Genomic DNA, 23,952 nt, shown 5'->3' with positions numbered 1-23,952 from the left:
CTAAAATGAAAAACCGGGGCTTGCCCCGGTTTTTTAATGCTCAAGGCGAACTAGCGCAGCCAGCGTGCTATTCGGGCCAGTGCTTCTTCCATGTCAGCGCTGGAGCCGGCATAGGACAGTCTGACCGTGCGGTGACCCTCGGCCGGGTCGAAATCGCGACCCGGCGTGATCGCCACATGGCATTCGGCGAGCATGCGCCGGGCAAAATCCATGCTGTCGTTGCTGTGCCGCGAGACATCGCAATAGGCGTAAAACGCGCCATCAAGGGGTGCCTCGATCCGGAAACCAAGCTCCGGAAGCCCCTTCACCAGCAGCGCCCGATTGGCGCGGTAGCGCGCTTTCACCTTTTCGAGCTCCACATTTGCCGCAAATGCCTCGACTGCTGCGACCTGCGAAAGCGCGGGCGCGGAAATGTACAGGCTCTGCTGGAGGCATTCGACCCGACGAACCAGGCTCTCGGGCAGTACCATCCATCCGATGCGCCAGCCGGTCATGCAGTAATATTTCGAGAACGAATTGATCACCACCACGTGGGGATCGACTGCCAGCGCGGTGTGATCGGGGCCAACGAACGAAAGCCCGTGATAAATCTCGTCCGAAATCACCGAAATGCCGAGTTCCGAAGCAGTCTCGACCAATTCGCGCAATTCGTTTTCGGGAATGGCAGCCCCGGTCGGGTTTGCCGGACTGGCGAAAAGAACGCCATTAAGCGGTTTTTCGCGATGCGCCGCCTCCAGCTGCGCCGCCGTCAGGTAACCGGCCCCCTCATGGGCGATCTCGACCACGTCGAGACCGAGCGCTTTCATGATGTTGCGATAGGCCGGATATCCCGGAAGCACAGTGGCGACACGATCCCCGGCATCGAACATCGCCAGAAATGCCAGGTTGAATCCGGCAGACGAACCAGTGGTGACCGCGATCCGCGCTTCGGGAATTTCGATGTTGTACTTCGTACCGTAATGCCTGGAAATTGCGGCCCGCAGCGGCGCAATGCCCATCGCGTCGGTATACCCAATGACGCCCCTCTCCAACGCCACGCGCGCCGCGTCGCGGACAGGCTGCGGCGCCGGGTCCGCGGGCTGCCCCACGGCCAGCGACACGACGGGGTGCCCCTTCCCCGCAAGACGGTTCGCCTCGGCCAGCACGTCCATTGCGTGGAACGGTTCGGCTGCACCGCGGCGCGAAAGCGAAATCGGCATGGAATCTCCGGTCTCAGGCAGATGATGCCGCACAAATGCCCGAATGAAGTGAGCTTCACAAGTTGGCGAGGATCGCGGCTGCCGCTTTCCATCGAATCCGCCTTCAAGTACGGAAACCGCATGTTCGGGACCCCAGCCATTCGACCTGCCTCATGCACCGCGGCGATACGGAAGCTGGCCACGGTCCTGCTGGCCGGTCTGGTCGGGCTTGCCGTCCCGATTTCGGCGAAGGCGCAGCAGCGCTCCGTACCGATCGTAAGAGATGCCGAAATCGAAGCGCTCATGCGCGACTACGCCGAGCCAATCCTCGAGGTTGCGGGACTGGGCAAAAGCGGTATCGAGATCGTGCTGGTCAACGACAACCGCTTCAACGCCTTTGTCGCTGGCCGGCGAATCTTCTTTAACACCGGCGCCCTGGCGATCGCAGAGACACCCGGCGAGATCATTGGCGTGCTTGCACATGAGGCCGGGCATATTGCGGGCGGCCACCAGGAACGGCTCAGGCGCGAACTCGACCGCGCCAAGACGGTTGCGATCGTTGGTGCGCTCGTCGGACTGGGTGCCGGCATTGCCGGCGCCACCACCGGAGCGAAAGGACTGGCGCAGCTCGGAGCGGGCGTTGCGATGGGCGCACCTGAAATCGCGCGGCGCGGCATCCTCAGCTATCAGCGCGGCGAAGAAGCGATCGCCGACCAGCTCGGTGTGGAATATCTGGAAAAGACCGGCCAGTCGGCGCTCGGAATGCTACGGACCTTCGAACGATTTGCACAATCGGCGTCGCTGGCCGGAATTGCCGCAGACCCCTATCAGAGCAGCCACCCTGCGCCGCGCGACCGCATTGCCGCCCTCGAGCGCGTTGCCCGCGAAAGCCCGTATTTCGGCAAGGAGGCCGCCCCCCAGCAGCAACGGCGGCACGACATGATGCGGGCCAAAATCGCCGCTTACACGATGGGGAGCAGCGCCTTGAAACGCATGTTCCGCAAAGACCCGAACGGAATCGGCGCGCGGTATGGCGATGCGATCGCAACCTATCTGACCGGCAGCCCAGGCACCGCACTGAAGAAAACCGACGCGCTGCTGAAGAACCAGCCGAACAACCCGTATCTGCACGAGCTGCGCGGCGAAATACTGATCAAGGCCAACCGCCCGGACGACGCGGCCCGCGCATTCGCGCAAGCAGTAAAGCTCGAGCCCGGTCGCGGCGGCATATTGCGGGTTCTGCGCGGTCAGGCGCTGCTTGCGGCCGGCGCCGTAAACGACGCCATTTCGGAGCTCAAGCTCGGGCTCAGCCGTGATCCCGAATTCGTTACCGGCTACCGCCACCTCGCACAGGCCTATGGCCAGAAGGGTGAAATCGGGCTTGCCGAACTGGCGACGGCGGAAGGCCATTACCGGGCCGGCAACTACAAGGACGCCAAGATCTTTGCCGCCCGTGCGCAGCAGAAAATCAAGCGCGGCACACCTTCCTGGCTGCAAGCGCAAGACATCATCAACTTCAAACCGCCAAAATAAAGCCACGCAACCCGGCAAGACCGGGCAACGGCACTGAACGCCCAGCAGGAAAAACCAATGAACAAAGCAATCGTCGTCGGCTCACTCGGGATCGCACTGTCTTTCGCCATGCTGGCGTTCGGCTATCTGTCGGGCACCACCCCGGCAATCGGCGCGCGCGATCAGTCACCGCTGAGCGCATCAGCGGAGATGGACAGGGAGACGGTCGAGACGATTGTCCGCAACTACCTGCTCACCAATCCGGAAATCATGATCGAGGTTCAGGCGGCCCTGGAAGAAAAGCAGGACGCCGAGCGGCAGTTTGCCCAGACCGAGGCGATCAGAAGTTCCTCCGACCTCATCTTCAATGCCGATTATGACGGCCTTGTCGGCAACCCGGCCGGAACAACGACCATCGTCGAGTTCTTCGACTACAATTGCGGTTACTGCCGGCGCGCGCTTTCAGACATGCAGGAGCTGGTTGCGGCAGACCCGGAACTGCGCTTCGTCCTGAAGGAATTTCCGATCCTCGGACCGGATTCGCGCAAGGCACATGTGGTTTCCATGGCATTCCGGGCGCTCGCACCGGAACAATATGGCGAGTTCCATGAGGCGCTCCTCAATTTCCCCGGACGGGCGAACGAAGATACTGCAATGAAGATTGCCCTGTCGTTCGGTATCGGGGAAGAAGCGCTTCGCGACGCGATGAACGACACCGGCATCGAGGCCGCTTTCAACGAAACCTACGCTCTTGCCAGTGAGCTGGCGATCACCGGCACGCCCTCTTATGTGGTCGGGCAGGAAGTCATATTCGGGGCACAGGGGCGCGAACTTCTGGCCGAAAAGATCGAGAGCGCCCGCTCCTGCGCCGAGAGCGCCAGCTGTTGATCGGGCAAAGTGCGCCTGTGGACAGGCGCACTTGCTCCTTGCGCACTTTTCGCGGCACTCTATGCCCTCTATAGAAGGCGCCGAAGCGCCCGGTTGCTGCGCGCGAAAGAGTATCGATGACCAAAACAGTCTACGTCCTCAACGGGCCGAACCTGAATATGCTGGGCATGCGCGAGCCTGGCATTTACGGCGAAAAGACGCTCGAGGAAATCGGCGAGGACTGCCGCAACACCGCGAAGCCGCTCGGCCTCGCAGTGGATTTCCGGCAGTCCAATCACGAGGGCGAGCTTGTCGACTGGATTCAGGAGGCAGGCTCGAAGGCCGTTGGCATCATACTCAATCCGGGTGCATACGGGCATACTTCAATAGCAATGCACGACGCGATACGGGCGATTGCGCCGCTTCCGGTGGCGGAAGTGCATCTTTCCAATATTCATGCACGGGAACCATTTCGTCACCATTCAAAGATAGCTCCGGTGGCGACGGGAATGATCTGCGGGTTTGGGCCTCAGGGCTATATTATGGCGCTGCACGCGCTGGCCGCGCGGGTCTGACCTGATAATCCGGGCAAAGGCAGGGGTGGAATGTCGACCAGGAAGTCCGAAATAGACCAGCAGATGATCCGCGATCTCGCGGGCATCCTCAACGAAACCAAACTGACCGAGATCGAAGTCGAAATCGGCGACATGAAGGTGCGCGTATCGCGCCAGGCAGCAGGCGTGCAGGCGACCTATCAGGTACCAGCCGCACATGCAGAGGCGCCCGCACCCGCCGCTCAGGAGCAGAAGGCCGCGGAGCCGGCGCCGGGAGGCAAACCGTCGCCGTCCAAGAATGCCGTTACGTCGCCGATGGTCGGAACCGCCTATATGGCGCCCTCGCCCGGCGCCAAGGCGTTCATCGAGGTCGGCCAGTCGGTTCGCGAGGGACAGACGCTGCTCATCATCGAAGCGATGAAGACGATGAACCAGATACCGGCGCCCAGAGCCGGTACGGTGAGGGAAATTCTCTTTGAGGATATGCAGCCCGTCGAATTCGGCGAGCCGCTTGTCGTGATCGAATAGGCCGCCGGGATGTTCCACAAAATCCTGATCGCCAACCGCGGTGAGATCGCGCTGCGCGTTCTGCGCGCGGCGAAGGAGCTCGGCATCCAGACCGTCGCGGTGCATTCTACCGCCGACGCCGAGGCCATGCATGTGCGGCTTGCGGACGAAAGCGTTTGCATCGGGCCGCCGCCCTCGCGCGACAGCTATCTGAACATTCACCAGATCGTCGCCGCCTGCGAGATCACCGGCGCAGACGCAGTGCATCCGGGTTACGGATTTCTGTCGGAGAATGCCAAGTTCGCCGACATTCTGGACGCGCACAACATCACCTTCATCGGCCCGCGGGCGGATCATATCCGTGTCATGGGCGACAAGATCGAGGCCAAACGCACTGCCAAGCGGCTGGGCATTCCGGTCGTTCCGGGCTCGGACGGCGCGGTGACGGAGGATGCGGAGGCAAAGCGCATCGCAGCCGAGATCGGTTATCCCGTCATCATCAAGGCCTCGGCCGGCGGCGGCGGACGCGGCATGAAGGTCGCGCGCAACGAAGACGATATCGACGTCGCGCTGGCAACCGCGCGCTCCGAAGCCGGCGCCGCATTCGGCGATGACGCCGTCTACATCGAAAAATACCTCGAAAAGCCGCGCCACATCGAGGTTCAGGTGGTGGGCGATGGCGACGGCAGGGCTGTTCACCTGGGCGAACGCGACTGCTCGCTGCAGCGGCGCCACCAGAAAGTCTGGGAAGAGGCCAACTCTCCCGCACTTAACGCGGCCGACCGCTCGCGTATCGGCATGACGGTGGCCAACGCCATGGCGGACCTGAAATATGCCGGTGCTGGCACGATCGAGTTCCTCTACGAAAACGGCGAGTTCTATTTCATCGAAATGAACACGCGCCTGCAGGTCGAACACCCGGTGACGGAAGCGATCACGGGTATCGACCTTGTGCATGAGCAGATCAGAGTTGCATCGGGCGCCGGCCTTTCGGTCGAACAGAAAGACGTCCAGTTCAACGGACATGCGATCGAGTGCCGCATCAATGCCGAAGACCCGAAGACGTTTGCCCCTTCGCCGGGAACCGTCTCGCATTTCCACACGCCGGGCGGGCTCGGTGTCAGGGTCGATTCAGCCGTGTTCTCGGGCTACAAGATCCCGCCCTATTACGACAGCCTCATCGGCAAGCTGATCGTGCACGGCTCCAACCGGGTCGAGTGCATGATGCGGCTGAGGCGCGCGCTGGGCGAATTCGTGGTCGACGGCATCAAGACGACGCTGCCGCTGTTCCAGGACCTGGTGAACAGCCGCGACATCGCCAATGGCGACTATGACATTCACTGGCTGGAGAAATATCTCGCCAAGGCCGATACCTGACCTGCCGCCATTGTTGTCATTGAAAGTCTGCCGCGGCAGCGCGCATAATATCGCGATGCGACCTGGACAGTTTCACCGGTGAGCCGGCCTTTTGCGCCCGGACTGCGCATCCCGCCCGACCTGCTGCTTCGGGCCTATGCCACCGGCGTGTTTCCGATGGCCGAAGGAGCCGACGACCCGGAGGTATTCTGGGTACGTCCGGAGACGCGTGGAATTCTGCCTCTCGATGCGTTTCACGTGCCCAAGAGCCTCGCAAAACTCCTGCGGCAGGACCGGTTTGAGATCAGGCGCGACAGCGATTTCAGGGGCGTTATTGCAGGATGTGCGGAATCACGCCCCGGCAGGCAAAGCACCTGGATCAACAAACCTATCAGGGAAGCCTATTCCGCACTTTTCGAACAGGGGCACTGCCACACGGTGGAGGCGTGGCTCGAGGGCAAACTGGTCGGAGGCCTTTACGGCGTTACGCTCGGCGCGGCGTTTTTCGGCGAGAGCATGTTTTCACGTCAGCGAGATGCCTCAAAGGTCTGCCTGGCGCATCTGGTCGAGCATTTGCGCGTACGCGGCTTTCGGCTGCTCGACACGCAGTTCACGACTGAGCACCTGAAGCGCTTCGGCGCGCGCGACGTACCGCGCGCCGCCTATGAGCGTATGCTGGAGAACGCACTCAAAGCCGAGGCGACGTTCTAACCCTCAGACCAGCCGGCTCTGTTCCACAGCGGCGCCGATGAAGCTGGCGAAGAGCGGGTGCGGCTCGAAGGGCCGGCTCTTCAGTTCGGGGTGATACTGGACGCCGATGAACCAGGGATGATCGGGGTATTCGACCGTCTCGGGCAACACGCCGTCGGGCGACATGCCGGCGAAGACCAGCCCGCACTCTTCCAGCTTGGCCTTGTAGTCGACATTGACCTCGTATCGGTGGCGATGGCGCTCGGAAATCTGCGTACCGCCATAGATTTCGGCGATGCGGGTGCCCTCGCCCAGCGCCGCGGGATAGGCGCCAAGCCGCATCGTTCCGCCGAGATCGCCTGCCGCCTTGCGCTTCTCGAGCATGTTGCCGCGCAGCCATTCGGTCATCAGGCCGACCACCGGCTCCTTCGTGGAGCCGAACTCGGTCGAAGAGGCACCTTCGATGCCGGCCAGCGATCGCGCCGCCTCGATGCAGGCCATTTGCATGCCGAAGCAGATGCCGAAATAGGGAACCCTGCGCTCGCGCGCGAATTTTGCGGCCAGTATCTTGCCTTCCGAGCCACGCTCGCCGAAGCCGCCCGGAACAAGAATGCCGTGAACCTTTTCGAGCCAGGGTGACGGATCTTCCTTCTCGAATACTTCCGACTCGATCCAGTCGAGCTTGACCCGCACGCGGTTCGCCATGCCGCCATGCACCAGCGCTTCGCTCAGCGACTTATAGGCGTCCTTCAGGCCCGTATATTTGCCGACAATGGCGATTGTGACCTCGCCCTCGGGATTGTGAAGGCGTTCCGATACCTCCTGCCAGCGCTCCATGCGTGGCTTGGGCGCAGGGTCGATGCCGAAGGCGGAAAGCACTTCCTCATCGAGGCCTTCATTGTGGTAGGCCACAGGAACGTCATAGATGTTGGCGACATCCAGCGCCTGGATGACGGCGGATTCACGCACATTGCAAAATAGCGAAAGCTTCCTGCGCTCCTCGGCCGGGATTTCCCGGTCGGCGCGCACCAGCAGGATGTCTGGCGCGATACCGATCGAACGCAGTTCCTTGACCGAGTGCTGGGTCGGCTTGGTCTTCAGTTCGCCGGCCGCCGGAATCCAGGGCATCAGGGTCAGGTGAATGAACACGCACTGGCCGCGCGGCAGATCGTTGCCGAGCTGGCGGATCGCCTCCAGGAACGGCATCGCCTCGATGTCGCCGACCGTGCCGCCGATCTCGCAAAGCACGAAATCGACGTCGTCATTGCCGTCCAGAACGAAGTTCTTGATCTCGTCCGTGACGTGCGGAATGACCTGAACGGTGGCGCCGAGATAGTCGCCGCGCCGCTCCCGGTCGATGATGTTCTGATAGATGCGCCCGGTGGTGATGTTGTCGGCCTGCACGGCCGAACGCCCGGTGAAACGTTCATAGTGGCCGAGATCCAGATCGGTCTCGGCTCCATCGTCGGTCACGAAGACCTCACCGTGCTGGTAAGGCGACATCGTGCCCGGATCGACATTGAGATACGGATCGAGTTTCCGCAACCGGACCCGGTATCCGCGCGCCTGGAGCAGTGCGCCCAGAGCCGCCGATGCGATGCCTTTTCCGAGGGAGGAAACCACGCCGCCTGTGATGAATACATATCGCGCCATGGGATTCATGGCTTACCGGCGGCGAACTGATTCCGCCAGCAGAAATGTCGTTTGCAGCCATCTTTTTCGCGGCAGGCGGCAAACACCGCGAGAGCTGGACCAAATCAAGGTGCTTGAAAAGACGGTCCACATGGATAGAAGCCGATTCCTTGCAGGAGCAGATTCTCATGACCACCGCGGCGCCACATGCTGCACCATCAAGCAGCGGCTGGCTTGCGGAAGTGCGGGCCATGGCGGCGCTCGCCTTGCCGATGATCCTGACAAATCTCGCCCAGATGAGCATGACCACGACGGACGTGATCATGATGGGGCGGCTGGGCCCGCAATCGCTCGCGGCCGGCGCGCTGGGCGGCAACCTCTATTTCGGTCCCATGATGCTGGGGCTGGGGCTCATGCTTGCCACCTCGCCCATGATCGCCTCGGAGCTTGGCCGCAACCGGCACTCGGTGCGCGACGTGCGCCGAACGGTGCGCCAAGGGCTCTGGCTGGCTGTAGCCGCGTCGATACCGCTGTGGTTTTTCCTCTGGCATGGCGGCGCCGTGCTTGCCTGGATGGGGCAAGACCCGCAGCTTTCCGTTATGGCCGGTGCCTATATTCGCGCCATGTTGTGGGCGACCCTGCCGTTCTACGGCTACATCGTTCTGAGAAATTTCATCTCGGCACTGGAGCGCCCTGGCTGGGCCCTCGCAATCGTGCTTGTGGCGGTGTCGTTCAACGTGTTTGCCAACTGGTGCCTGATGTTCGGCAATCTCGGCTTTCCACGGCTGGAGCTGGTTGGCGCCGGCATTGCCACAACTACGTCGAACATCTTGATGTTCGCCGGCATGGCGCTGGTGGTCAGCCTGGAAAAGCAATTTCGGCGCTACCGCCTGTTCGGCCGCTTCTGGCGCCCGGACTGGCCGCGTTTCGTCCAGCTGTTCAAGCTCGGCGCGCCGATTGCCGGCATTCTCGCCTTCGAGGTGTCGATCTTCAATGCTGCCACCTTCCTGATGGGATTGATCGGGCCGGTGGCGCTTGCCGCGCATGCGATTGCCATTCAGATCGCATCGGTTTCCTTCATGGTGCCGATGAGTATCGGCCAGGCGGTGACGGTACGCGTCGGACGGGCCTATGGCGCGCGCAACCCAGATGCAGTGAGCCTCGCCGGCTGGACCGCATTTGTCATCGGCGTCAGCTTCATGGCACTGACCGCGCTGGTTATGCTGTTGCTGCCAAGGCTGCTGATCGCTGCCTTCATCGATACCGACGACGCAGCCAATGCGGCCGTTGTGGCAACGGCTGTGACCTTCCTTTCGCTGGCGGCACTTTTCCAGATCGTCGACGGCGCGCAAGCCGTGACGTCAGGCATGTTGCGCGGCTTGCACGACACGGCGAAACCCATGGTTCTGGCGGCGATCGGCTATTGGGGTCTTGGGCTGCCGCTCAGCTACATTCTTGCATTTCCTGCCGGGATGAACGGCGTCGGTGTCTGGCTGGGTCTGTTCTTCGGGCTGGCCGCTGTTGCGGTCATGCTGGTCGTGCGCTGGATGCGGCGCGACAGGCTGCTCAACTAGGAGCGTGCAAAAAAGCCGCCCTTGCGCTTCTTCTTCGCCTCGTCGATCAGCATGTTTGCCGTCTGCATGCGCACCATGGCCGCGTCGCGCAAATGCGGCGCCACCAGATCGGGGTGGTTGCGGGATGCGAACCGGCGACGCAGGCCGTCGAGATCAGGCGGAATGCGCCGTCCGTCGAGCCCAAGCTCGCGGGCGATCGATTCGCGATCGGTATTCAGGGCTTTAGGCGCAGGATCCAGCGGTGGTGCATCGACCACCGGCCGGCCGCCGGCGGCAGGTTTGCCCGCCGCGTTGTGCATGTCGTCCGCATAGCGCGCGGTCAGTTCCTCGGGCGAGAAGACAATCCTGCCCGAACACAGCTCATCCGCGATCGACAGCGGATCGAGCCGTACAGCCCGGGCCGGCGCATCATTTTCGTCCGCGGCGGCCTGAGCCATCAACTGATCAAGAACTGACGCAAAATCGCGGTTCTTGTGCATTCCAGATATGTCTCCCGCAGGATAGACTTACTCGCAATTGAGCCTAGCCGAAGCGGCTTAAGGATTTGCCCCACGGATATTCGGCATTTTAGCGAGCTGCGCCCGGAGGCCGCCGATGCCCGTGCCAAGGCGGCGCGAAGCAGCGGAAACGCTTGCGCTCACCAGGTCAAAAGCGCAGTCTCGCCGCATTTCCCGGCATGATCCGGTATTGAAGCGGCGGAGGAGAATCATGCGGCTTGCTCTGGTGATCACTTGCGGCATGGCGGTGGCGTGCAGCAGCGCGCTGGCCGAGGAAGCCTATCTCGACGACCGGTCAGACGCGGCATCGCTGGTCAAATCGCTCTACAACGCGGTCAACCGCAAGGAATATGCGCGCGCCTGGAGCTACTTCTCGGAACCGCCGGCGTCGTCACTGGAAGACTACGCCGAAGGCTTTTCAGGCACCGAAAGCGTGAAAGTCCGCACCGGCCGGGTGGCCGAGGAAGGTGCTGCGGGAAGCATCATGTTGCAGCTGCCGCTAGCCATCGAAGCGCATGCGAGCGATGGCAGTGTGCGGGTATTTTCCGGCTGCTACAGCCTGCGCATGGCAAATCCGGAAATCGCGACGGATGCCTTCACGCCGCTCAGCATTTCCAGCGGCCGGTTTTCAGCCTCCAGCGCCAAGCTGGATGAATCGGTGCCGGCGAATTGCGATGGCGGCGCGCCCCTGCCCGCGGCCGACCTGCTGCGCGACCGGGCAATCGCGCTTTGGGAAGACGCCTTCGCTCAGAGCTGCCAGCGCATGGAGGAATTGACGGCGGAAGAACGCACACCGGAGACCTACGATCTCAGCTTCCGCTACGCATATGAGACCGCCAGCGACCCGGAACACACAGCGAAGCTCTTCCGCTTCCCCTGCAATCGCGGCGCCTATAACGAATCCGAGGTCTACATTTACGGCGACGAGTTCAACGAGCTGCGCCTGCTTTCATTCGCCACGCCGCACCTGGACATCCGCTACCAGGACGACGACTTCGACAAGCCGGTCGATGCGATCTACGTGATCGGCTTCAAATCGGTTGGCGAACTCGTCAATTCCGAGTTCGATCCGGCTACAAACACGCTTCATTCATGGTCGAAATGGCGCGGCGTGGGCGACGCCTCTTCCCGCGGCGAATGGCTGTTTCGCAGTGGCGAATTCTCGCTGGTGCGTTTCGATGTCGATGCGTCCTATGACGGCGAAATCAACCCTCGCACAGTGGTGGACTACGCCTCGGGACCCTGAAGCCTACTCTCCGAAGCCAGAACCGGAATTGCGCGGCGCAAGCCTGATGAGGCGCGAATCCAGCACCGCCGCCTGCCGGTGGCGTACGGCCTTCTGGTAGTCGGGATCCTTGACCATTTCCACGAAAGCGGCGCCGCTCGGGTATTCCGCGATGAAGCACAAATCCCACCGCTCATCTTCCGGCCCGATCAGCATCAGCCTGAAATCGCCGGACCAGGCGATGCGGCCGCCGACGCGGCGGAAGATCGGCCCGCTCTCACGCCCGTAGGCCGCATAGGCCTCCGCGCCGGTGGCGGCGGTACCGTCCTCATACTCGGCTTTGTCGCGCAGGCGCACAAGATTGAGCATGTGGATCAGGCCCTCCTCGGAAAGCCCCCGGAACCTGCCGAACATTTCGCGTGTCGGGTCAACGAACATGAGAGCCTCCTTACTGCGCCAGCATCCAGTTGATGGTCTCGCGCCAGTCGGTCATGCGGATCGGCGTGCCATGGCTGCCCGTCTCAAACCGGACCATGCGGATGGGATAACCCGGCTTTGCTTTCCTCACCGAGCGGTAGAACGCCTCCATCTTCTCGATCGGAAATACGCTGTCGCGGCTGCCATGGCCGAGGAATACCGGCACCGAACCACGGAAAGCAGCGCTGCTCATGAATTCGCTGTCCCACAGCGAACCCAAAAGCATGAGCCCTCCCAGCCGCGGCGCGATGTCGGCGTCGCGGGCGAGGCGCCAGCACAGTGCGCCGCCCATCGAACCACAGGCAAAGACAACTTCCGCCTCGGGCGAGGCACGCAAGTAGATCGACAGCAGCGCCTTGATTTCGGCCGCACCCTTTTCGCCGAAATCGCTGAAATCGGGCGAGATATATAGCCCACGCGCATTGTGCACGAGGTTCTTGATGCGGTTGAAATTGCCGCCGAAGGTAAAGTCGTCGGCGCCCTGGCGGCGGCTGCCGCCCTGCCCGTGCAGATAGACGACGATCACGCTGGCGCGTCGCGAGGTGCCGACCGCGATGTGGCGCACCTTGCCGGCCGAGGTTTCGGCAATCAGATCATGTTGCTCTCGGCGCACGCCGGTCGAGACGTACTTGTTGTGTACCCGGCGCTCCGGCGTCTGGTCGCGGCCGTTGATGTCGCGCATTTCGTCGTAATCGACAACGCGGTAGCCGCCATCATCGTCCGCCGAAAGCAGGCCGGGATAAGCAAAGAGGTTGTCCTTGTGCGGCGGCAGCAGCTGCGCTGCCGCCAGGCCGGTCGAAAGGAGCAGGAACAGCGCTGGAAGGAACGTACGATTCATCGGCGCAAGGGTAAGCACTTCACCGTGCCGACGGCTAGTCCTCAATCACGCCACCGGCTGCCTTCAACGCATCGGGTGTATCCACGTCGATCCGCGCTGCCTCGCCAAGTTCGACGTCGATCACTTCAAGATCGCTGTTTTCGATGATGTGGCGCGCGCCGGTGTCACCCTGCAGCGCCTCGATCTCGGCAAACAGCGCACGCGGCAGAATGACCGGGTTGCCGCGCTGGCCCGACGCCGTCGCGCGGATGATGGCCTTGCCGCCATGAGCGCGAAACGCGTCGACAAGACTGCCGATATCATCCGATGACACCGCCGGCATATCAGCCAATACGATAATCGCCGCATCGACCTTGGCGCTCAGAGCACGGATGCCCGTTGCCAGCGAACTTGCGATGCCTGAGGCAAATTGCGGGTTTTCGACTGTGCGGATGCCGATGTCGGAAAGTGCTGCGCCGACCTCGCCCGCCTGATGGCCGAGCACAGCAACAACGTCACGCAGCCCGGCCTCAACCAGCGTGCGCGCGCTGCGATGGACCAGCGCCTCGCCATCGAAACGCGCCAGCAGTTTGTTATGCGCACCCATGCGGCTCGAGCGGCCCGCCGCGAGCAGAACGCCACCGATCTCGATTCGGCGCGCACCACGCGCCTCGCGCGGCTGAGGGCGGGATGGGATTTCGGCGAGAAGACCGCCCACCCCCATGCCGGCAATTTCGTCCGATGTCACATTCAACCCGGCCGCGATACGGTCCAGTACCCAGTCGAAACCGTTCTCCTTCGGGCTGCGGGCGCAGCCCGGCGCGCCGAGCACCGGTTTGCCGGCGAGTTCGCCGACGACCAGCAGATTTCCCGGATCGACCGGCATGCCGGTGCGTTCCACACGCCCGCCCGCCAGCCGGATCGCGGCGGGTATGACGTCATCCTCGTCGCTGACCGCGGATGCGCCAAATGCGATCAGCAGATCGTTTTCGCCGGCGAGCGGTTTGAGCGCTTCGGCAAGGGCTGCGGCCTCATGCGCGGTCCGCCGCTCGGATGTTATGCGGCTGCCCGAGCGTGCCAGCCGTGCGGCTGTCAGTTCGGCAGATTTCGCAAGCACCGACGCCTTGGATCCCGCCAGCTGGGTCTGCGCAAGCCCCACCCTGAGGCTCCGGAACTGGTGAACCGCAAGTGCCGCCCCCTCTCCTGCTTTCGCTTCCGCCGCCGCAACCAGTTCGCCGCCGACGGCATATGGAATGATCTTCACTGTCGCGACCATCTGGCCGGCCTCGACCGCCGAATAGTTGGCAAGGGTTGCAACCGTGATCGCAGGGTCGATTGCATTCAGCGCGTCGATCCGCGTCTTTTCGACGGTCAACAGACCAGCCGTGGCTGCATGGAGATTGATGCGGCCGGTCGACGCAGTGCGGATGTCCACGCCGTCGACGCGCATCGCCCGCGCGATACGGTCGGCGGCCTCGTTTTCCGCGACATCGCCCGCGTCGAGCCGGGCGACAGTGACAGTTGTCACACCGGCCGCGCCGAGCGTCTCGATGTCTTCACGCGTGAGCAGATGCGCCTTGCGCAGGCGTTTGCCGCCTAGCTGGATGGAATGCGCGAGGATCGTTCCTTCCGCGTCGGCGACCGGGCAAGGCCCGAATTTCATGCCGCCCTCATGCTGAGCCCGCCGGCAAGTTCACGCTTGCGCAGCGCCTCGATGATCTGCGCCAGCGTTGCGACGGCGATCTCAGCCGGGCTTGCCGCGGCGATGTCGAGGCCGATCGGGGCGTGGATGAGATCCAGCTCGGCGTCCGACAGGCCGCCTTCCTTCAACCGGTCAACGCGCTTGGCATGCGTCCTTCTGCTGCCCAGTGCGCCAACGTAGAAGCAGCCGGCTCTTAGCGCCGCCGCAAGCGGGTAATCGTCGATCTTGGGGTCGTGGGTAAGAGCTGCGAGCGCCGTGTAAGCGTCGAGCGGCTGGTTCTTCAGCACATCCTCCGGCCATTCGGCATGCAATGCGACCTCGGCAAACCGTTCCTCGGTGGCAAAGGCGGTGCGCGGGTCGATGACCATCATGTCGAAGCCGGCGATCTTTGCCATCGGCGCCAGCGCCTGGCTGATATGCACCGCACCGATGACCACCAGGCGCGGCGGCGGTACATGAACATTCAAGAATAGCTCGCGGCCCTCGATCTCGGCGAGGCCTGATTTGCCCGACCGGAACGCGCGGCCGATCGCTTCGCCGAGTGCGCCGGACATTTCGTCGCCCTCGCGCACCAGTTGGCCAGCACCATCCGCGGTGTCGGTGATGAGAATGGCGGCGCGGCGCGCAGCACGCTCGGCATTCAGTTCCTTGAGAAGCACAAGGTCCATCGCAATCAGCCCAGGCGCTCGACAAAAACCTTGATGCGGCCGCCGCAGGACAGACCAACGCGCCATGCCGTCTCGTCGGCGACGCCGAATTCAAGCATGCGCGGCTCGCCGGTTTCGATCACATCGACGGCTTCAGTGATCACCGCGCCTTCCACGCACCCGCCCGAGACCGAACCGTGGAAGTTGCCTGCGCTGTCGATGACGAGTTGGCTGCCGGTCGGTCGGGGCGCCGAGCCCCATGTTTCCATGACGGTGGCAATGGCGACATCGCGTCCGCCACTCTTCCATGTCTCGGCGACCTGCAGCGGGTCGAGATTGTCGGTGGTGGCTGAGCTGGCGTCCATGGCGTTCTCCCGAAACCTCAATATGGAGTGGCGGCCGCCCGGTTGCCAAGCCCCCGCCAGCGGCTCGGATCGGCGGAGCCATGCGCGTCCGACAGCGAGGCGCACAGGTCCGACAGCGCATCGAGCGAATGAACCGCCCGCAACTCGTCGACATGCGGCAGCATGGCCTGCACGCCGCGCGCACGCGGTTCGAAGCCGTCGAAACGCAGCAGCGGGTTCAGCCACACCAGCCGGCGGCAGGATTTGTGAAGCCGTTCCATTTCGGCATCCAGCCCTTCGGGATCATCGCGCTCCAGGCCGTCGGTGATGAGCAGCACCACCGCGCCTTGCGATAGAACGCGGCGCGACCAGACCCGGTTGAACTCGTGCAGCGTGTCGCCGATGCGCGTACCGCCCGACCAGTCCTCGACGGCGGCCGAGGCCTGCTCCAGTGCCTCGTCAGGATCACGATGACGAAGCTGGCGGGTCAGATTGGTGAGGCGCGTGCCGAAAACGAATGTGTGCACACGCCGCCGCTTCTCCGAAAGCGCATGCATGAAATGCAGGAAGATGCGGGTGTATTGGCTCATCGAGCCGGAAATATCGGCCAGCACGACCAGTGGCGGCTGCACGCTGCGCACAGAGCGGAACCGCGGAATGATCAGATCGCCACCGGTGCGCAGCGCGGAGCGCATCGTGGCGCGCGGATCGACACGCCTGCCCCGCGGGTCCGGCCGGAAGCGCCGCGTGCGTACCTTGTCGACAGGCAGGCTCAGCTCGGCGATGGCGCGCCGGGCATCTGCAAGTTCGTCCGCCGTCATCTGCGCAAAGTCTTTGCCACGCAGCACTTCTCTGCCCGACACGGTGAAGCGCGCATCGATGTCGATCTGCGGCACCTCGTCTTCGCGTCGGCTCTCCTGGCCGGCGAAAAGCGCATTGGCGACACGCGATTCGGCGGCGCGCTGCTTTTCCCGCTCGCGGGTATCCGGCGCGACCGGCGAAAACATCGCGAGCAGCTTTTCGATCAGTTCGCGCGAGCGCCAGAAGAGCCGGAACGCCTCATCAAAGACCGGGCGGTCCTCGCGGCGCTTCACCAGGACAGCATGCAGCGTCCAGTAGAAATCGTCGCGGGTGCCGATGCCGGCCGTCAAAACGGCATCGATCGCATCGACCACCGACGCGGGACCGACCCGCATACCCGCCTTGCGCAGCGTACGGGCGAAATAGACAATGTTGTCGGCAATGCGCCCATCTGGCTTCGCGGTATCGTGGGCAGCGATATCGGCCATGGCCCTGCCTACTGCGCGGCCGCCAGTTCGGCCTTCACGTCGTCGAGGATGCGGCGACCCTCGCCTTCGGAAATGCGGGCGATATCATCCTGATATTTCAGCAGCACGCCGATCGTGTCCGACACGGTTTCGGGGTCGAGTGCGATCTTGTCGAGTTCGGTGAGCGCGCCGGCCCAGTCGATCGTTTCGGCAACCCCAGGCGCCTTGAAGAGATCGAGTTCGCGCAGCTTCTGCACGAAATGCACCACTTCGCGCGAGAGCCGCTGGTTCGCCTGAGGCACTTTCAACGAGACAATCTCAAGCTCGCGCGCGGCGTCGGGATAATCGACCCAGTGATAGAGGCAACGGCGCTTCAGCGCGTCGTGGATTTCGCGGGTGCGGTTGGTGGTGACGATGACGATCGGCGGCTCCTTGGCCTTGATCGTGCCGAGCTCGGGGATCGTCACCTGAAAGTCGGACAGGATTTCAAGCAGGAAGGCTTCGAATGCCTCGTCGGTGCGGTCGAGCTCATCGATCAGGAACACCGGCGCACGACCGGGTTCGCCTTCAAGCGCTTCGAGCACCGGGCGCCTGATCAGGTATTTCTCCGAGAAGACGTTGCGTTCCATTTCGTTGCGATCAACGCCGCCCGTAGCCTCCTCCATGCGGATTTCGATCATCTGGGCGGCGTAGTTCCACTCATATACGGCGGAAGAGACGTCCAGGCCCTCGTAACATTGCAGGCGGATCAGCGGCCGGTCGAGCGCCGACGACAGAACCTTGGCAATCTCGGTCTTGCCGACACCGGCTTCGCCTTCCAGGAAAAGCGGTCGCGCCATTCGCAATGCCAGAAAGAGCACGGTCGCCAGGGACCGGTCGGCAACGTAGCCCGCGCCCTCCAGCATGGTGAGCGTGTCGTCAATCGTAGCCGGCAGCTGGTTCGCCATTTTGTCCTTCAAAGCAGGCGGTAGGCGCGGTTGTAGTAGATCAGCGGGCTGAGGCTATCACCTATACGGACCGCGCGCACACGGCCGAACAGCACGCGGTGCGTGGCAAGGTCCTTGGCGTCGACCAGTTCGCAGTCGAAAGCCGCTGCGGCATCTCTAAGCACAGGCGCGCCGGTGGAAACCGCGTCCCATGCTCCAACTGCAAACCGACCGTCCTGGGAAAGGCCAGTCAGTCCCGAAAACGCATCCGCTACCGGCTTCTGCGAGTCGGTGAGCGTGTTGAGCGCAAAGACCCCGTTGTCGCGGAAAACATCATTCGCCTCGTTTTCGCGGTTGAGGCAGACCAGAATCGTCGGCGGCGCGTCTGAAACCGAACATGCGGCGATGACCGTCACGCCGCGCCGGCCGGCCGCGCCGTCAGTCGTCACGACATGCACGGCACCGGCGAAGCGGGCCATGGCGTCGCGATAGATGCGCGGCTCGACCGCAGTATCCTTAAGCAATGCAAACCCCTGAAACGTCTAGCCCGCTATATAGTGCCGGCACAACCTGTCACAAGCACAGCTCACGGCAGGGCGGCAAGCCGTTCCGCCGACATTTCGGCATGGAGGGCCGAAATCGCGACAATCTGCGATTGCGTGTTCACTTTTCAGCGCATGCCCGTAGATTGCGGCCATGCGCATGCCCCTGCCCCTCGTTCCGTTTCTTACCCTTTCCGCTGCCGTCTTTGCCGCGCCGGTAGAGGCGCAGACGATTGGTATCGTCGCGCCGGTAACGGAATCGGCCGAACTTCTGGGCAACCAGTTGCGCAACGGGGCGGAAATCGCGGCCGCGGAACGGCGCATAGCGCCGGCCAATCTGCGCTTCGCCGATGACAGCTGCTCAGCCGAGGGCGGTAAACAGGCCGCCGAAGCCATGGTCGCCGGCGGGGTGCGCATCGTTGCCGGGTTCATCTGTACCGAGGCGATCGAGGCAGCATTGCCGATCCTGGACAAGGCAGGCATTCCGGTGATCACTCCCGGCGTGCGCACCAACAGTCTCACCGACCAGCGGCATAAGACCGGCTGGCCGGTCTACCGCATGGCACCTCGCGCCGACGGTGAACGCGAGGCCGTATCTGAAATCCTGGTGGAACAGTGGCAGGACAAGCTCTTTGCCATTGTCGATGATGGCACAATCTATGGCCGTGAACTGGTGGAGAGCTTTCGGCTTTCGGCCGAGCTTGCCGGCCTGCAGCCGATATTCGTCGACACCTACCGGCCGCAGCTGGAAAACCAGATCGGCCTCGTCGCACGGCTGAGACGCGCCGGCGCATCGCATGTTCTGGTCGGCGGCGACCGGGTGGACGTCGCGATCATGGGTCGCGATGCGTCCGAGCTCGGCTTCGACCTGGTGATCGCCGCCGGCGAAACCCTGCGCTCCGCGCCAGGTGATGTGCCGCTGGCAGCGGGCACGCTGATGGTCGGCCTGCCGGAGCCGTCCGACGATGCCGCCGAAGCCGTGCTCGAAGCGTTTCGCGAACGCGAGGTGCTTGCGGAAGGATACGCCATTCCGGGTTTTGCTGCCCTCGAGGTCGCCGTTGAAGCGCTCATCCGCGCCGAGACCAGCGGCCGAACGCTTACCGAGGTCCTGAACGCCGACACATTCGAAACCGCGATGGGACCGGTCAAATTCGACGACAAGGGCGATTTGACGCAAAACCCTTACCGGCTGTTCCGTTATGACGGTATGAAATTTGTCGCCGTGGAGTGAGCCTTGCCGCTGAAACCGGGACCTCTCAATCTTCTGACCGACGTCGCCGGGTTGCGCGTCGGCAATGCCGATGACGCGAAACTGAAATCGGGCGTAACCGCCGTCATTTGCGACGAACCAGCGGTGGCGTCCTTTCACGTGATGGGCGGCGCACCTGGCACGCGCGAGACGGATCTGCTGGAGCCGCACAACTCGGTCGAACGGATCAACGCGCTGGTGCTTTCCGGCGGTTCGGCATTCGGTCTCGATGCGGCGTCCGGCGCGCAGGCCGCGCTGCGAGAAGCCGGCATGGGATTTTCGGTGCGCGGCATCAACATTCCGATCGTGCCGAGCGCTATCCTGTTCGACATGACCAATGGCGGCGACAAGAACTGGGGCGCCTACCCGCCCTACCGCGAGCTCGGTCATGCGGCGGCGCTTGCCGCGAGCACCGAATTCCCGCTCGGCACCCACGGGGCCGGAAAAGGCGCGCTGACGGCCGGCTTGAAGGGCGGGCTCGGCTCGGCATCGGCGGTCCTGCGCAACGGCGTTACGGTGTCGGCCCTGGCGGCGGTCAACGCCGTGGGCTCAACGACCATGGGCGAGAGCCCGCATTTCTGGGCTGCCCCGTTCGAAATAGGCGATGAGTTTGGCGGCCTCGGGCTTCCCGCGGCGCTGCCCGCACGCAGCGCGGACGTGCTGCTCAAGTTCCGCGACCAGAATACGGCCGGCGCCAATACCACGCTCGGCATCATCGCGACCGATGCCGTGCTCACCAAGGCCGATGCCAAGCGGCTCGCGGTCGCCGCCCATGACGGTTTCGCCCGGGCGATCTGGCCGAGCCATACTCCGGCCGACGGCGACCTGGTTTTCTCGCTCGCGACAGGTACAAGCGGTATTACCCCCGGATTCGAAGATGCGATCGATCTCTATGCCGAGGCAGGTTCCGTGATGGCGCGAGCGATCGCACGCGGGGTTCATTCTGCCGTGGCCGAATCCGGTGATATCATGCCGGTGTGGACCGAGCGGCTCGCGGCGAGCCGCTAATGTCCGGCTACGAGGAGGAATGACCATGCTGGCATCGATTATACGAAAGACGGCCGCGGTGGCGGCCGCGCTTTGCATACCCGCAATCGCATATGCGGGCGACGCGGCCGAAGTGAATATTATCGGCTTCAGTGCGGACGGAAGCATATTCGCGTTCGAGGAATACGGCGTCCAGGACGGTTCCGGCTTCCCTTATGCCAATCGCTTCTACATCGACACTGCGACCGACAGTTTCGTTTCCGGCACGCCGATCCGGGTGAGGATCGAGGATGAAACCGCGTCGCTGAACGATGCGCGCGCTCAGGCACAAACGCAGGGCGAAGCGGTAATTGCCGATGCTGTTCTTGCCGAAAACCGCGGCTACACCGCCGGCTGGAACGCCATAACCGAACTTTCCGCCGACTTCTCGCGTATGGCAGTCAATCCGCGGCCGGTATTCGCGCCCATCGATGCGCCGGTCGAATTCCGGCTCGAAGACGTACCGCTCGTTGCGCCTACGATGTGCGAGGGTTTCGGCGCGATCATGGGCTACCGGCTGACGCGCCTCGGCACCACCGACGGCGACACCACAGAGCTCGTTCATGAAGACAACTCGATACCGGCCAGCCGCGGCTGCCCGCTCGGCTACGGCATCGGCGGATTGCAGATATTCTACCCGCCGTCGGGCGATCCGGTCTTCGCATTGATGATCGCAATGCGGCAGATCGGCTTTGAAGGCCCCGATCACCGCTGGCTCGCCGTCGCAGGGCGCCTGTAGGACCGGATGACGATATCTGACGCAAGGTCCGGGCTTCTTCACCGACTTCGCATGGCATTGCCCGGGCCAGCTTTCACCGCGCTTGGCACTGCATTATGGGCTGTGGCGATGGCGGCAAGTGCGGCGGTTTCGCTGCTTGCGGGCGGCCGGATCGAAGCCGCGCACAGCAGCACCGTTATCGTGATCTTCGCGCTGGGCGGGGTGCTATCATTCCCGGTCGCACTCTACCTCACACGCCTCGTTGTTCCCGGCGCGGGTGCGGAGCGCCGCTATGCGGCGGCGTTTCTTGCGCTCGGCATCTGTACCATTCTCGCCACCGCATTCGTGTTTTCAATGCACTACCGGGTCTATTTTGCCCAATGGCACGGCGATTTTCCGAGCGTTCAATGGGTTTTTCAGCTGCTTTTCACAGGTGCCAGCGCCGTCTACCAGTTTGCGGTGCTCGGGACGCGGCTGTTTTTCCCTCTGGGTATCGTGCTTCTTTTCGGCGCTAGCCTGTTGGTAGCCAGGCAGGCGCGTTGAGAAGTGCAGTGTGCTCTGTTAGGAGCACGGCGACTTCGTCGAAATACAGGAAACGCAATGATCCCGCGCTATTCGCGGCCCGAAATGGTCGCAATCTGGTCGCCCGAAACCCGATTCCGGATCTGGTTCGAAATCGAGGCGCATGCCTGCGACGCTCTGGCCGAGATCGGCGTGATCCCGAAAGAGGCCGCAAAGACGATCTGGGACAAGGGCGGCAGCGCGACATTTAACGTCGATCGCATCGACGAGATCGAGCGCGAGACCAAACATGACGTCATCGCCTTCCTGACACACCTTGCAGAGTTTGTCGGGCCGGACTCGCGGTTCATTCATCAGGGCATGACGTCGTCGGACGTGCTCGACACCTGCCTGGCCGTGCAATTGAAGCGGGCGAGCGATCTTCTGATCGCCGATCTCGACGCATTGCTGGCAGCGCTCAAGAAACGGGCATTCGAACACAAGGACACGGTGACAGTCGGCCGCAGCCACGGCATCCATGCCGAACCAACGACCTTCGGTGTCAAGCTGGCCTACGCCTATGCCGAGTTTTCACGGGCGCGCGAACGCCTCGTCGCGGCACGCGCCGAAGTCGCCACCTGCGCGATATCGGGCGCTGTCGGCACGTTCGCCAATGTCGATCCGCGGGTCGAAGCGCATGTGGCCGAAAAACTCGGCCTCACAGCCGAGCCCGTGTCCACGCAGGTGATCCCGCGCGACCGGCACGCCATGTTCTTCGCAACGCTGGGTGTGATCGCGTCGTCCGTCGAGCGGCTGGCGACGGAAATCCGTCACCTCCAGCGCTCCGAAGTTCTGGAAGCGGAGGAGTATTTCTCGCCCGGCCAGAAGGGTTCGTCGGCGATGCCGCACAAACGCAACCCGGTGTTGACGGAAAACCTCACCGGCCTTGCGCGCATGGTCCGCGCCTACGCCATGCCGGCGATGGAGAATGTCGCGCTCTGGCATGAACGCGATATCTCGCACTCTTCGGTCGAGCGCATGATCGGCCCTGACGCCACGGTGACGCTCGATTTCGCGCTGGCGCGGCTGACCGGCGTGATCGAAAAGCTGCTCGTCTACCCGGACAACATGCAGGCCAACATGAACCGCTATCGCGGCCTCATCCATTCACAGCGCGTGCTGCTTGCCCTCACCCAGGCCGGCGTCTCGCGCGAAGACGCCTATCGCCTCGTGCAGCGCAACGCGATGAAAACCTGGGAACACGGCAAGGACTTTCTGGAAGAGCTGCTGGCCGACATGGACGTTACGGCCGCGCTACCTGCCGACGAAATCCGCAGCCGGTTCGACCTCGGCTATCACACCAAACATGTCGAGACGATCTTCGAGCGGGTGTTCGGCAACGAGTAATTTCTTGAATTTCAGGCGAATTCCTCCTAACTAGTCATCAAACTAGTCAGGAGGATGACCCACTGCGCGCGTGGCACATTCAGGATGCGAAGGCCCGGTTCAGCGAGTTCCTCGAGGCCTGCGTGAAGGACGGTCCGCAGTTGGTGACCAAACGTGGCAAGGCACAAGCCGTGCTTGTGCCGTTGTCAGAATGGGCTCGTCTCACAAAAAACGCGCAGCCTTCGCTCAAGGAATTGCTCCTCACCGACCATACACGCGGCGACCTCAACATCCCGCCGCGCGGCAGCGCCCGCCGGCGACCAAATGTATTTGTCGAGCGCTAATCGATGTTTCTTCTCGACACGAATGTGGTTTCGGAGCTGCGCCGGCTACGCCCGCATGGCGCAGTCGTGGAATGGCTGACCGCTACGCCCGACGCCGACCTTGCGATATCGGCAGTCACGCTCGGCGAAATTCAGGCGGGGATCGAAATCACGCGCGAACAGGACGCACCGAAAGCCGCCGAGTTGGAAAGCTGGGCTGATCTTGTGGCTGGCACATACAATGTACTGCCGATGGACGCGCCCTGCTTTCGACTATGGGCGAAACTCATGCATCGAAAATCCGACACCCTCTACGAAGATGCGATGATCGCTGCCACTGCCCTCGTCCACGAACTGACGGTCGCCACACGCAATACCGGAGACTTCGAAGTCTTTGAGGTGAAGACTTTCAACCCGTTCGGTACCGCATGACC

The 23,952-nt window shown here is 62.9% G+C and carries 26 protein-coding genes; 15 read left to right on the top strand and 11 right to left on the bottom strand.

The features are described 5' to 3' along the window. Positions 1-50: 50 nt before the first annotated feature. On the bottom strand, positions 51-1,199 hold the full coding sequence (locus tag EP165_RS17610; RefSeq protein WP_127524156.1) for a pyridoxal phosphate-dependent aminotransferase: 1,149 nt from the start codon (positions 1,197-1,199) through the stop codon (positions 51-53). 120 nt (positions 1,200-1,319) lie between these two features. Between EP165_RS17610 and EP165_RS17605 the strand changes: the two genes are divergently transcribed. The 6 genes from EP165_RS17605 (at position 1,320) to aat (ending at position 6,685) form a co-directional block, all read left to right on the top strand. Further along, positions 1,320-2,711, top strand: a complete 1,392-nt coding sequence (locus EP165_RS17605; RefSeq protein WP_127524155.1) for a M48 family metalloprotease — start codon at positions 1,320-1,322, stop codon at positions 2,709-2,711. A gap of 57 nt (positions 2,712-2,768) precedes the next feature. After that, the gene (locus EP165_RS17600) at positions 2,769-3,578 is read left to right on the top strand and encodes a DsbA family protein (protein WP_127524154.1); all 810 of its coding nucleotides are present in this window, start codon (positions 2,769-2,771) and stop codon (positions 3,576-3,578) included. A 116-nt stretch (positions 3,579-3,694) separates the two neighbouring features. Then, positions 3,695-4,132, top strand: a complete 438-nt coding sequence (gene aroQ / locus EP165_RS17595; protein ID WP_127524153.1) for a type II 3-dehydroquinate dehydratase — start codon at positions 3,695-3,697, stop codon at positions 4,130-4,132. A gap of 30 nt (positions 4,133-4,162) precedes the next feature. Next, the gene (gene accB, locus EP165_RS17590) at positions 4,163-4,639 is read left to right on the top strand and encodes an acetyl-CoA carboxylase biotin carboxyl carrier protein (protein ID WP_127524152.1); all 477 of its coding nucleotides are present in this window, start codon (positions 4,163-4,165) and stop codon (positions 4,637-4,639) included. Positions 4,640-4,648: 9 nt separating this feature from the next. After that, on the top strand, positions 4,649-5,995 hold the full coding sequence (gene accC / locus EP165_RS17585) for an acetyl-CoA carboxylase biotin carboxylase subunit (RefSeq protein WP_127524151.1): 1,347 nt from the start codon (positions 4,649-4,651) through the stop codon (positions 5,993-5,995). A 78-nt stretch (positions 5,996-6,073) separates the two neighbouring features. Continuing rightward, the gene (aat, locus tag EP165_RS17580) at positions 6,074-6,685 is read left to right on the top strand and encodes a leucyl/phenylalanyl-tRNA--protein transferase (protein ID WP_127524150.1); all 612 of its coding nucleotides are present in this window, start codon (positions 6,074-6,076) and stop codon (positions 6,683-6,685) included. A 3-nt stretch (positions 6,686-6,688) separates the two neighbouring features. On the opposite strand, the gene pyrG is transcribed toward aat, so the two are convergent. Continuing rightward, complete coding sequence (gene pyrG, locus EP165_RS17575; protein ID WP_127524149.1) at positions 6,689-8,326, bottom strand: CTP synthase; 1,638 nt, start codon at positions 8,324-8,326, stop codon at positions 6,689-6,691. 158 nt (positions 8,327-8,484) lie between these two features. Here pyrG and EP165_RS17570 point away from each other — a divergent pair, with 158 nt between their 5' ends. Continuing rightward, complete coding sequence (locus tag EP165_RS17570; RefSeq protein ID WP_501981686.1) at positions 8,485-9,870, top strand: MATE family efflux transporter; 1,386 nt, start codon at positions 8,485-8,487, stop codon at positions 9,868-9,870. Here EP165_RS17570 and EP165_RS17565 read toward each other — a convergent pair. Next, a complete protein-coding gene (locus EP165_RS17565; RefSeq protein ID WP_164743082.1) occupies positions 9,867-10,349 on the bottom strand; it encodes a hypothetical protein in 483 nt (160 codons plus the stop codon). The two genes, EP165_RS17570 and EP165_RS17565, sit on opposite strands and share 4 nt — an antisense overlap. Before the next feature lie 229 nt (positions 10,350-10,578). Here EP165_RS17565 and EP165_RS17560 point away from each other — a divergent pair, with 229 nt between their 5' ends. Continuing rightward, positions 10,579-11,613, top strand: coding sequence for a DUF1176 domain-containing protein (locus EP165_RS17560; protein WP_127524148.1), 1,035 nt, complete (start codon positions 10,579-10,581; stop codon positions 11,611-11,613). Between the two features lie 3 nt (positions 11,614-11,616). On the opposite strand, the gene EP165_RS17555 is transcribed toward EP165_RS17560, so the two are convergent. The 8 genes from EP165_RS17555 to EP165_RS17520 are packed head-to-tail and all read right to left on the bottom strand — an operon-like array spanning position 11,617 to position 18,297. Continuing rightward, positions 11,617-12,030: a DUF1330 domain-containing protein gene (locus tag EP165_RS17555; protein WP_127524147.1), complete on the bottom strand. Its 414-nt coding sequence runs from the start codon at positions 12,028-12,030 to the stop codon at positions 11,617-11,619. 10 nt (positions 12,031-12,040) lie between these two features. Beyond that, positions 12,041-12,907: an alpha/beta hydrolase gene (locus EP165_RS17550; RefSeq protein WP_127524146.1), complete on the bottom strand. Its 867-nt coding sequence runs from the start codon at positions 12,905-12,907 to the stop codon at positions 12,041-12,043. Positions 12,908-12,941: 34 nt separating this feature from the next. Further along, positions 12,942-14,549 carry an NTP transferase domain-containing protein gene (locus EP165_RS17545; RefSeq protein ID WP_127524145.1) on the bottom strand — a complete coding sequence of 536 codons (1,608 nt, stop codon included), beginning with the start codon at positions 14,547-14,549 and terminating at the stop codon, positions 12,942-12,944. Beyond that, positions 14,546-15,256, bottom strand: coding sequence for an XdhC family protein (locus tag EP165_RS17540; protein ID WP_127524144.1), 711 nt, complete (start codon positions 15,254-15,256; stop codon positions 14,546-14,548). Before EP165_RS17540 ends, EP165_RS17545 begins: the two co-directional genes overlap by 4 nt. A gap of 5 nt (positions 15,257-15,261) precedes the next feature. Further along, complete coding sequence (locus EP165_RS17535; protein ID WP_127524143.1) at positions 15,262-15,600, bottom strand: XdhC family protein; 339 nt, start codon at positions 15,598-15,600, stop codon at positions 15,262-15,264. Between the two features lie 17 nt (positions 15,601-15,617). Beyond that, a complete protein-coding gene (locus tag EP165_RS17530; protein ID WP_127524142.1) occupies positions 15,618-16,868 on the bottom strand; it encodes a vWA domain-containing protein in 1,251 nt (416 codons plus the stop codon). Positions 16,869-16,876: 8 nt separating this feature from the next. Further along, complete coding sequence (locus EP165_RS17525) at positions 16,877-17,794, bottom strand: AAA family ATPase (protein ID WP_127524141.1); 918 nt, start codon at positions 17,792-17,794, stop codon at positions 16,877-16,879. Between the two features lie 8 nt (positions 17,795-17,802). Further along, positions 17,803-18,297 (bottom strand): flavin reductase, encoded by a 495-nt coding sequence (locus EP165_RS17520; RefSeq protein WP_127524140.1) that lies wholly within the window; start codon positions 18,295-18,297, stop codon positions 17,803-17,805. A gap of 178 nt (positions 18,298-18,475) precedes the next feature. Between EP165_RS17520 and EP165_RS17515 the strand changes: the two genes are divergently transcribed. Genes EP165_RS17515 through EP165_RS17485 form a run of 7 tightly spaced genes read left to right on the top strand, consistent with a single transcriptional unit; the run spans position 18,476 to position 23,950 of the window. Next, a complete protein-coding gene (locus EP165_RS17515; protein ID WP_127524139.1) occupies positions 18,476-19,546 on the top strand; it encodes a branched-chain amino acid ABC transporter substrate-binding protein in 1,071 nt (356 codons plus the stop codon). Positions 19,547-19,549: 3 nt separating this feature from the next. Continuing rightward, positions 19,550-20,572, top strand: coding sequence for a P1 family peptidase (locus EP165_RS17510; RefSeq protein ID WP_127524138.1), 1,023 nt, complete (start codon positions 19,550-19,552; stop codon positions 20,570-20,572). Positions 20,573-20,597: 25 nt separating this feature from the next. Continuing rightward, positions 20,598-21,329, top strand: coding sequence for a DUF2259 domain-containing protein (locus EP165_RS17505; RefSeq protein ID WP_127524137.1), 732 nt, complete (start codon positions 20,598-20,600; stop codon positions 21,327-21,329). A 6-nt stretch (positions 21,330-21,335) separates the two neighbouring features. Next, positions 21,336-21,851 (top strand): hypothetical protein, encoded by a 516-nt coding sequence (locus EP165_RS17500; protein ID WP_245440206.1) that lies wholly within the window; start codon positions 21,336-21,338, stop codon positions 21,849-21,851. Between the two features lie 57 nt (positions 21,852-21,908). Then, positions 21,909-23,216 carry an adenylosuccinate lyase gene (gene purB / locus EP165_RS17495; RefSeq protein WP_127524135.1) on the top strand — a complete coding sequence of 436 codons (1,308 nt, stop codon included), beginning with the start codon at positions 21,909-21,911 and terminating at the stop codon, positions 23,214-23,216. Between the two features lie 8 nt (positions 23,217-23,224). Beyond that, positions 23,225-23,539, top strand: a complete 315-nt coding sequence (locus EP165_RS17490; RefSeq protein WP_348629566.1) for a type II toxin-antitoxin system Phd/YefM family antitoxin — start codon at positions 23,225-23,227, stop codon at positions 23,537-23,539. Positions 23,540-23,542: 3 nt separating this feature from the next. Next, positions 23,543-23,950 (top strand): type II toxin-antitoxin system VapC family toxin, encoded by a 408-nt coding sequence (locus tag EP165_RS17485; protein ID WP_127524133.1) that lies wholly within the window; start codon positions 23,543-23,545, stop codon positions 23,948-23,950. Positions 23,951-23,952: the final 2 nt, after the last annotated feature.

Origin of the sequence: Mesorhizobium sp. Z1-4, assembly GCF_004000235.1 — a bacterium.
In the GTDB taxonomy this organism is placed as follows: domain Bacteria; phylum Pseudomonadota; class Alphaproteobacteria; order Rhizobiales; family Rhizobiaceae; genus RCIO01.
This window is presented reverse-complemented; position numbering and strand designations above follow the sequence as displayed.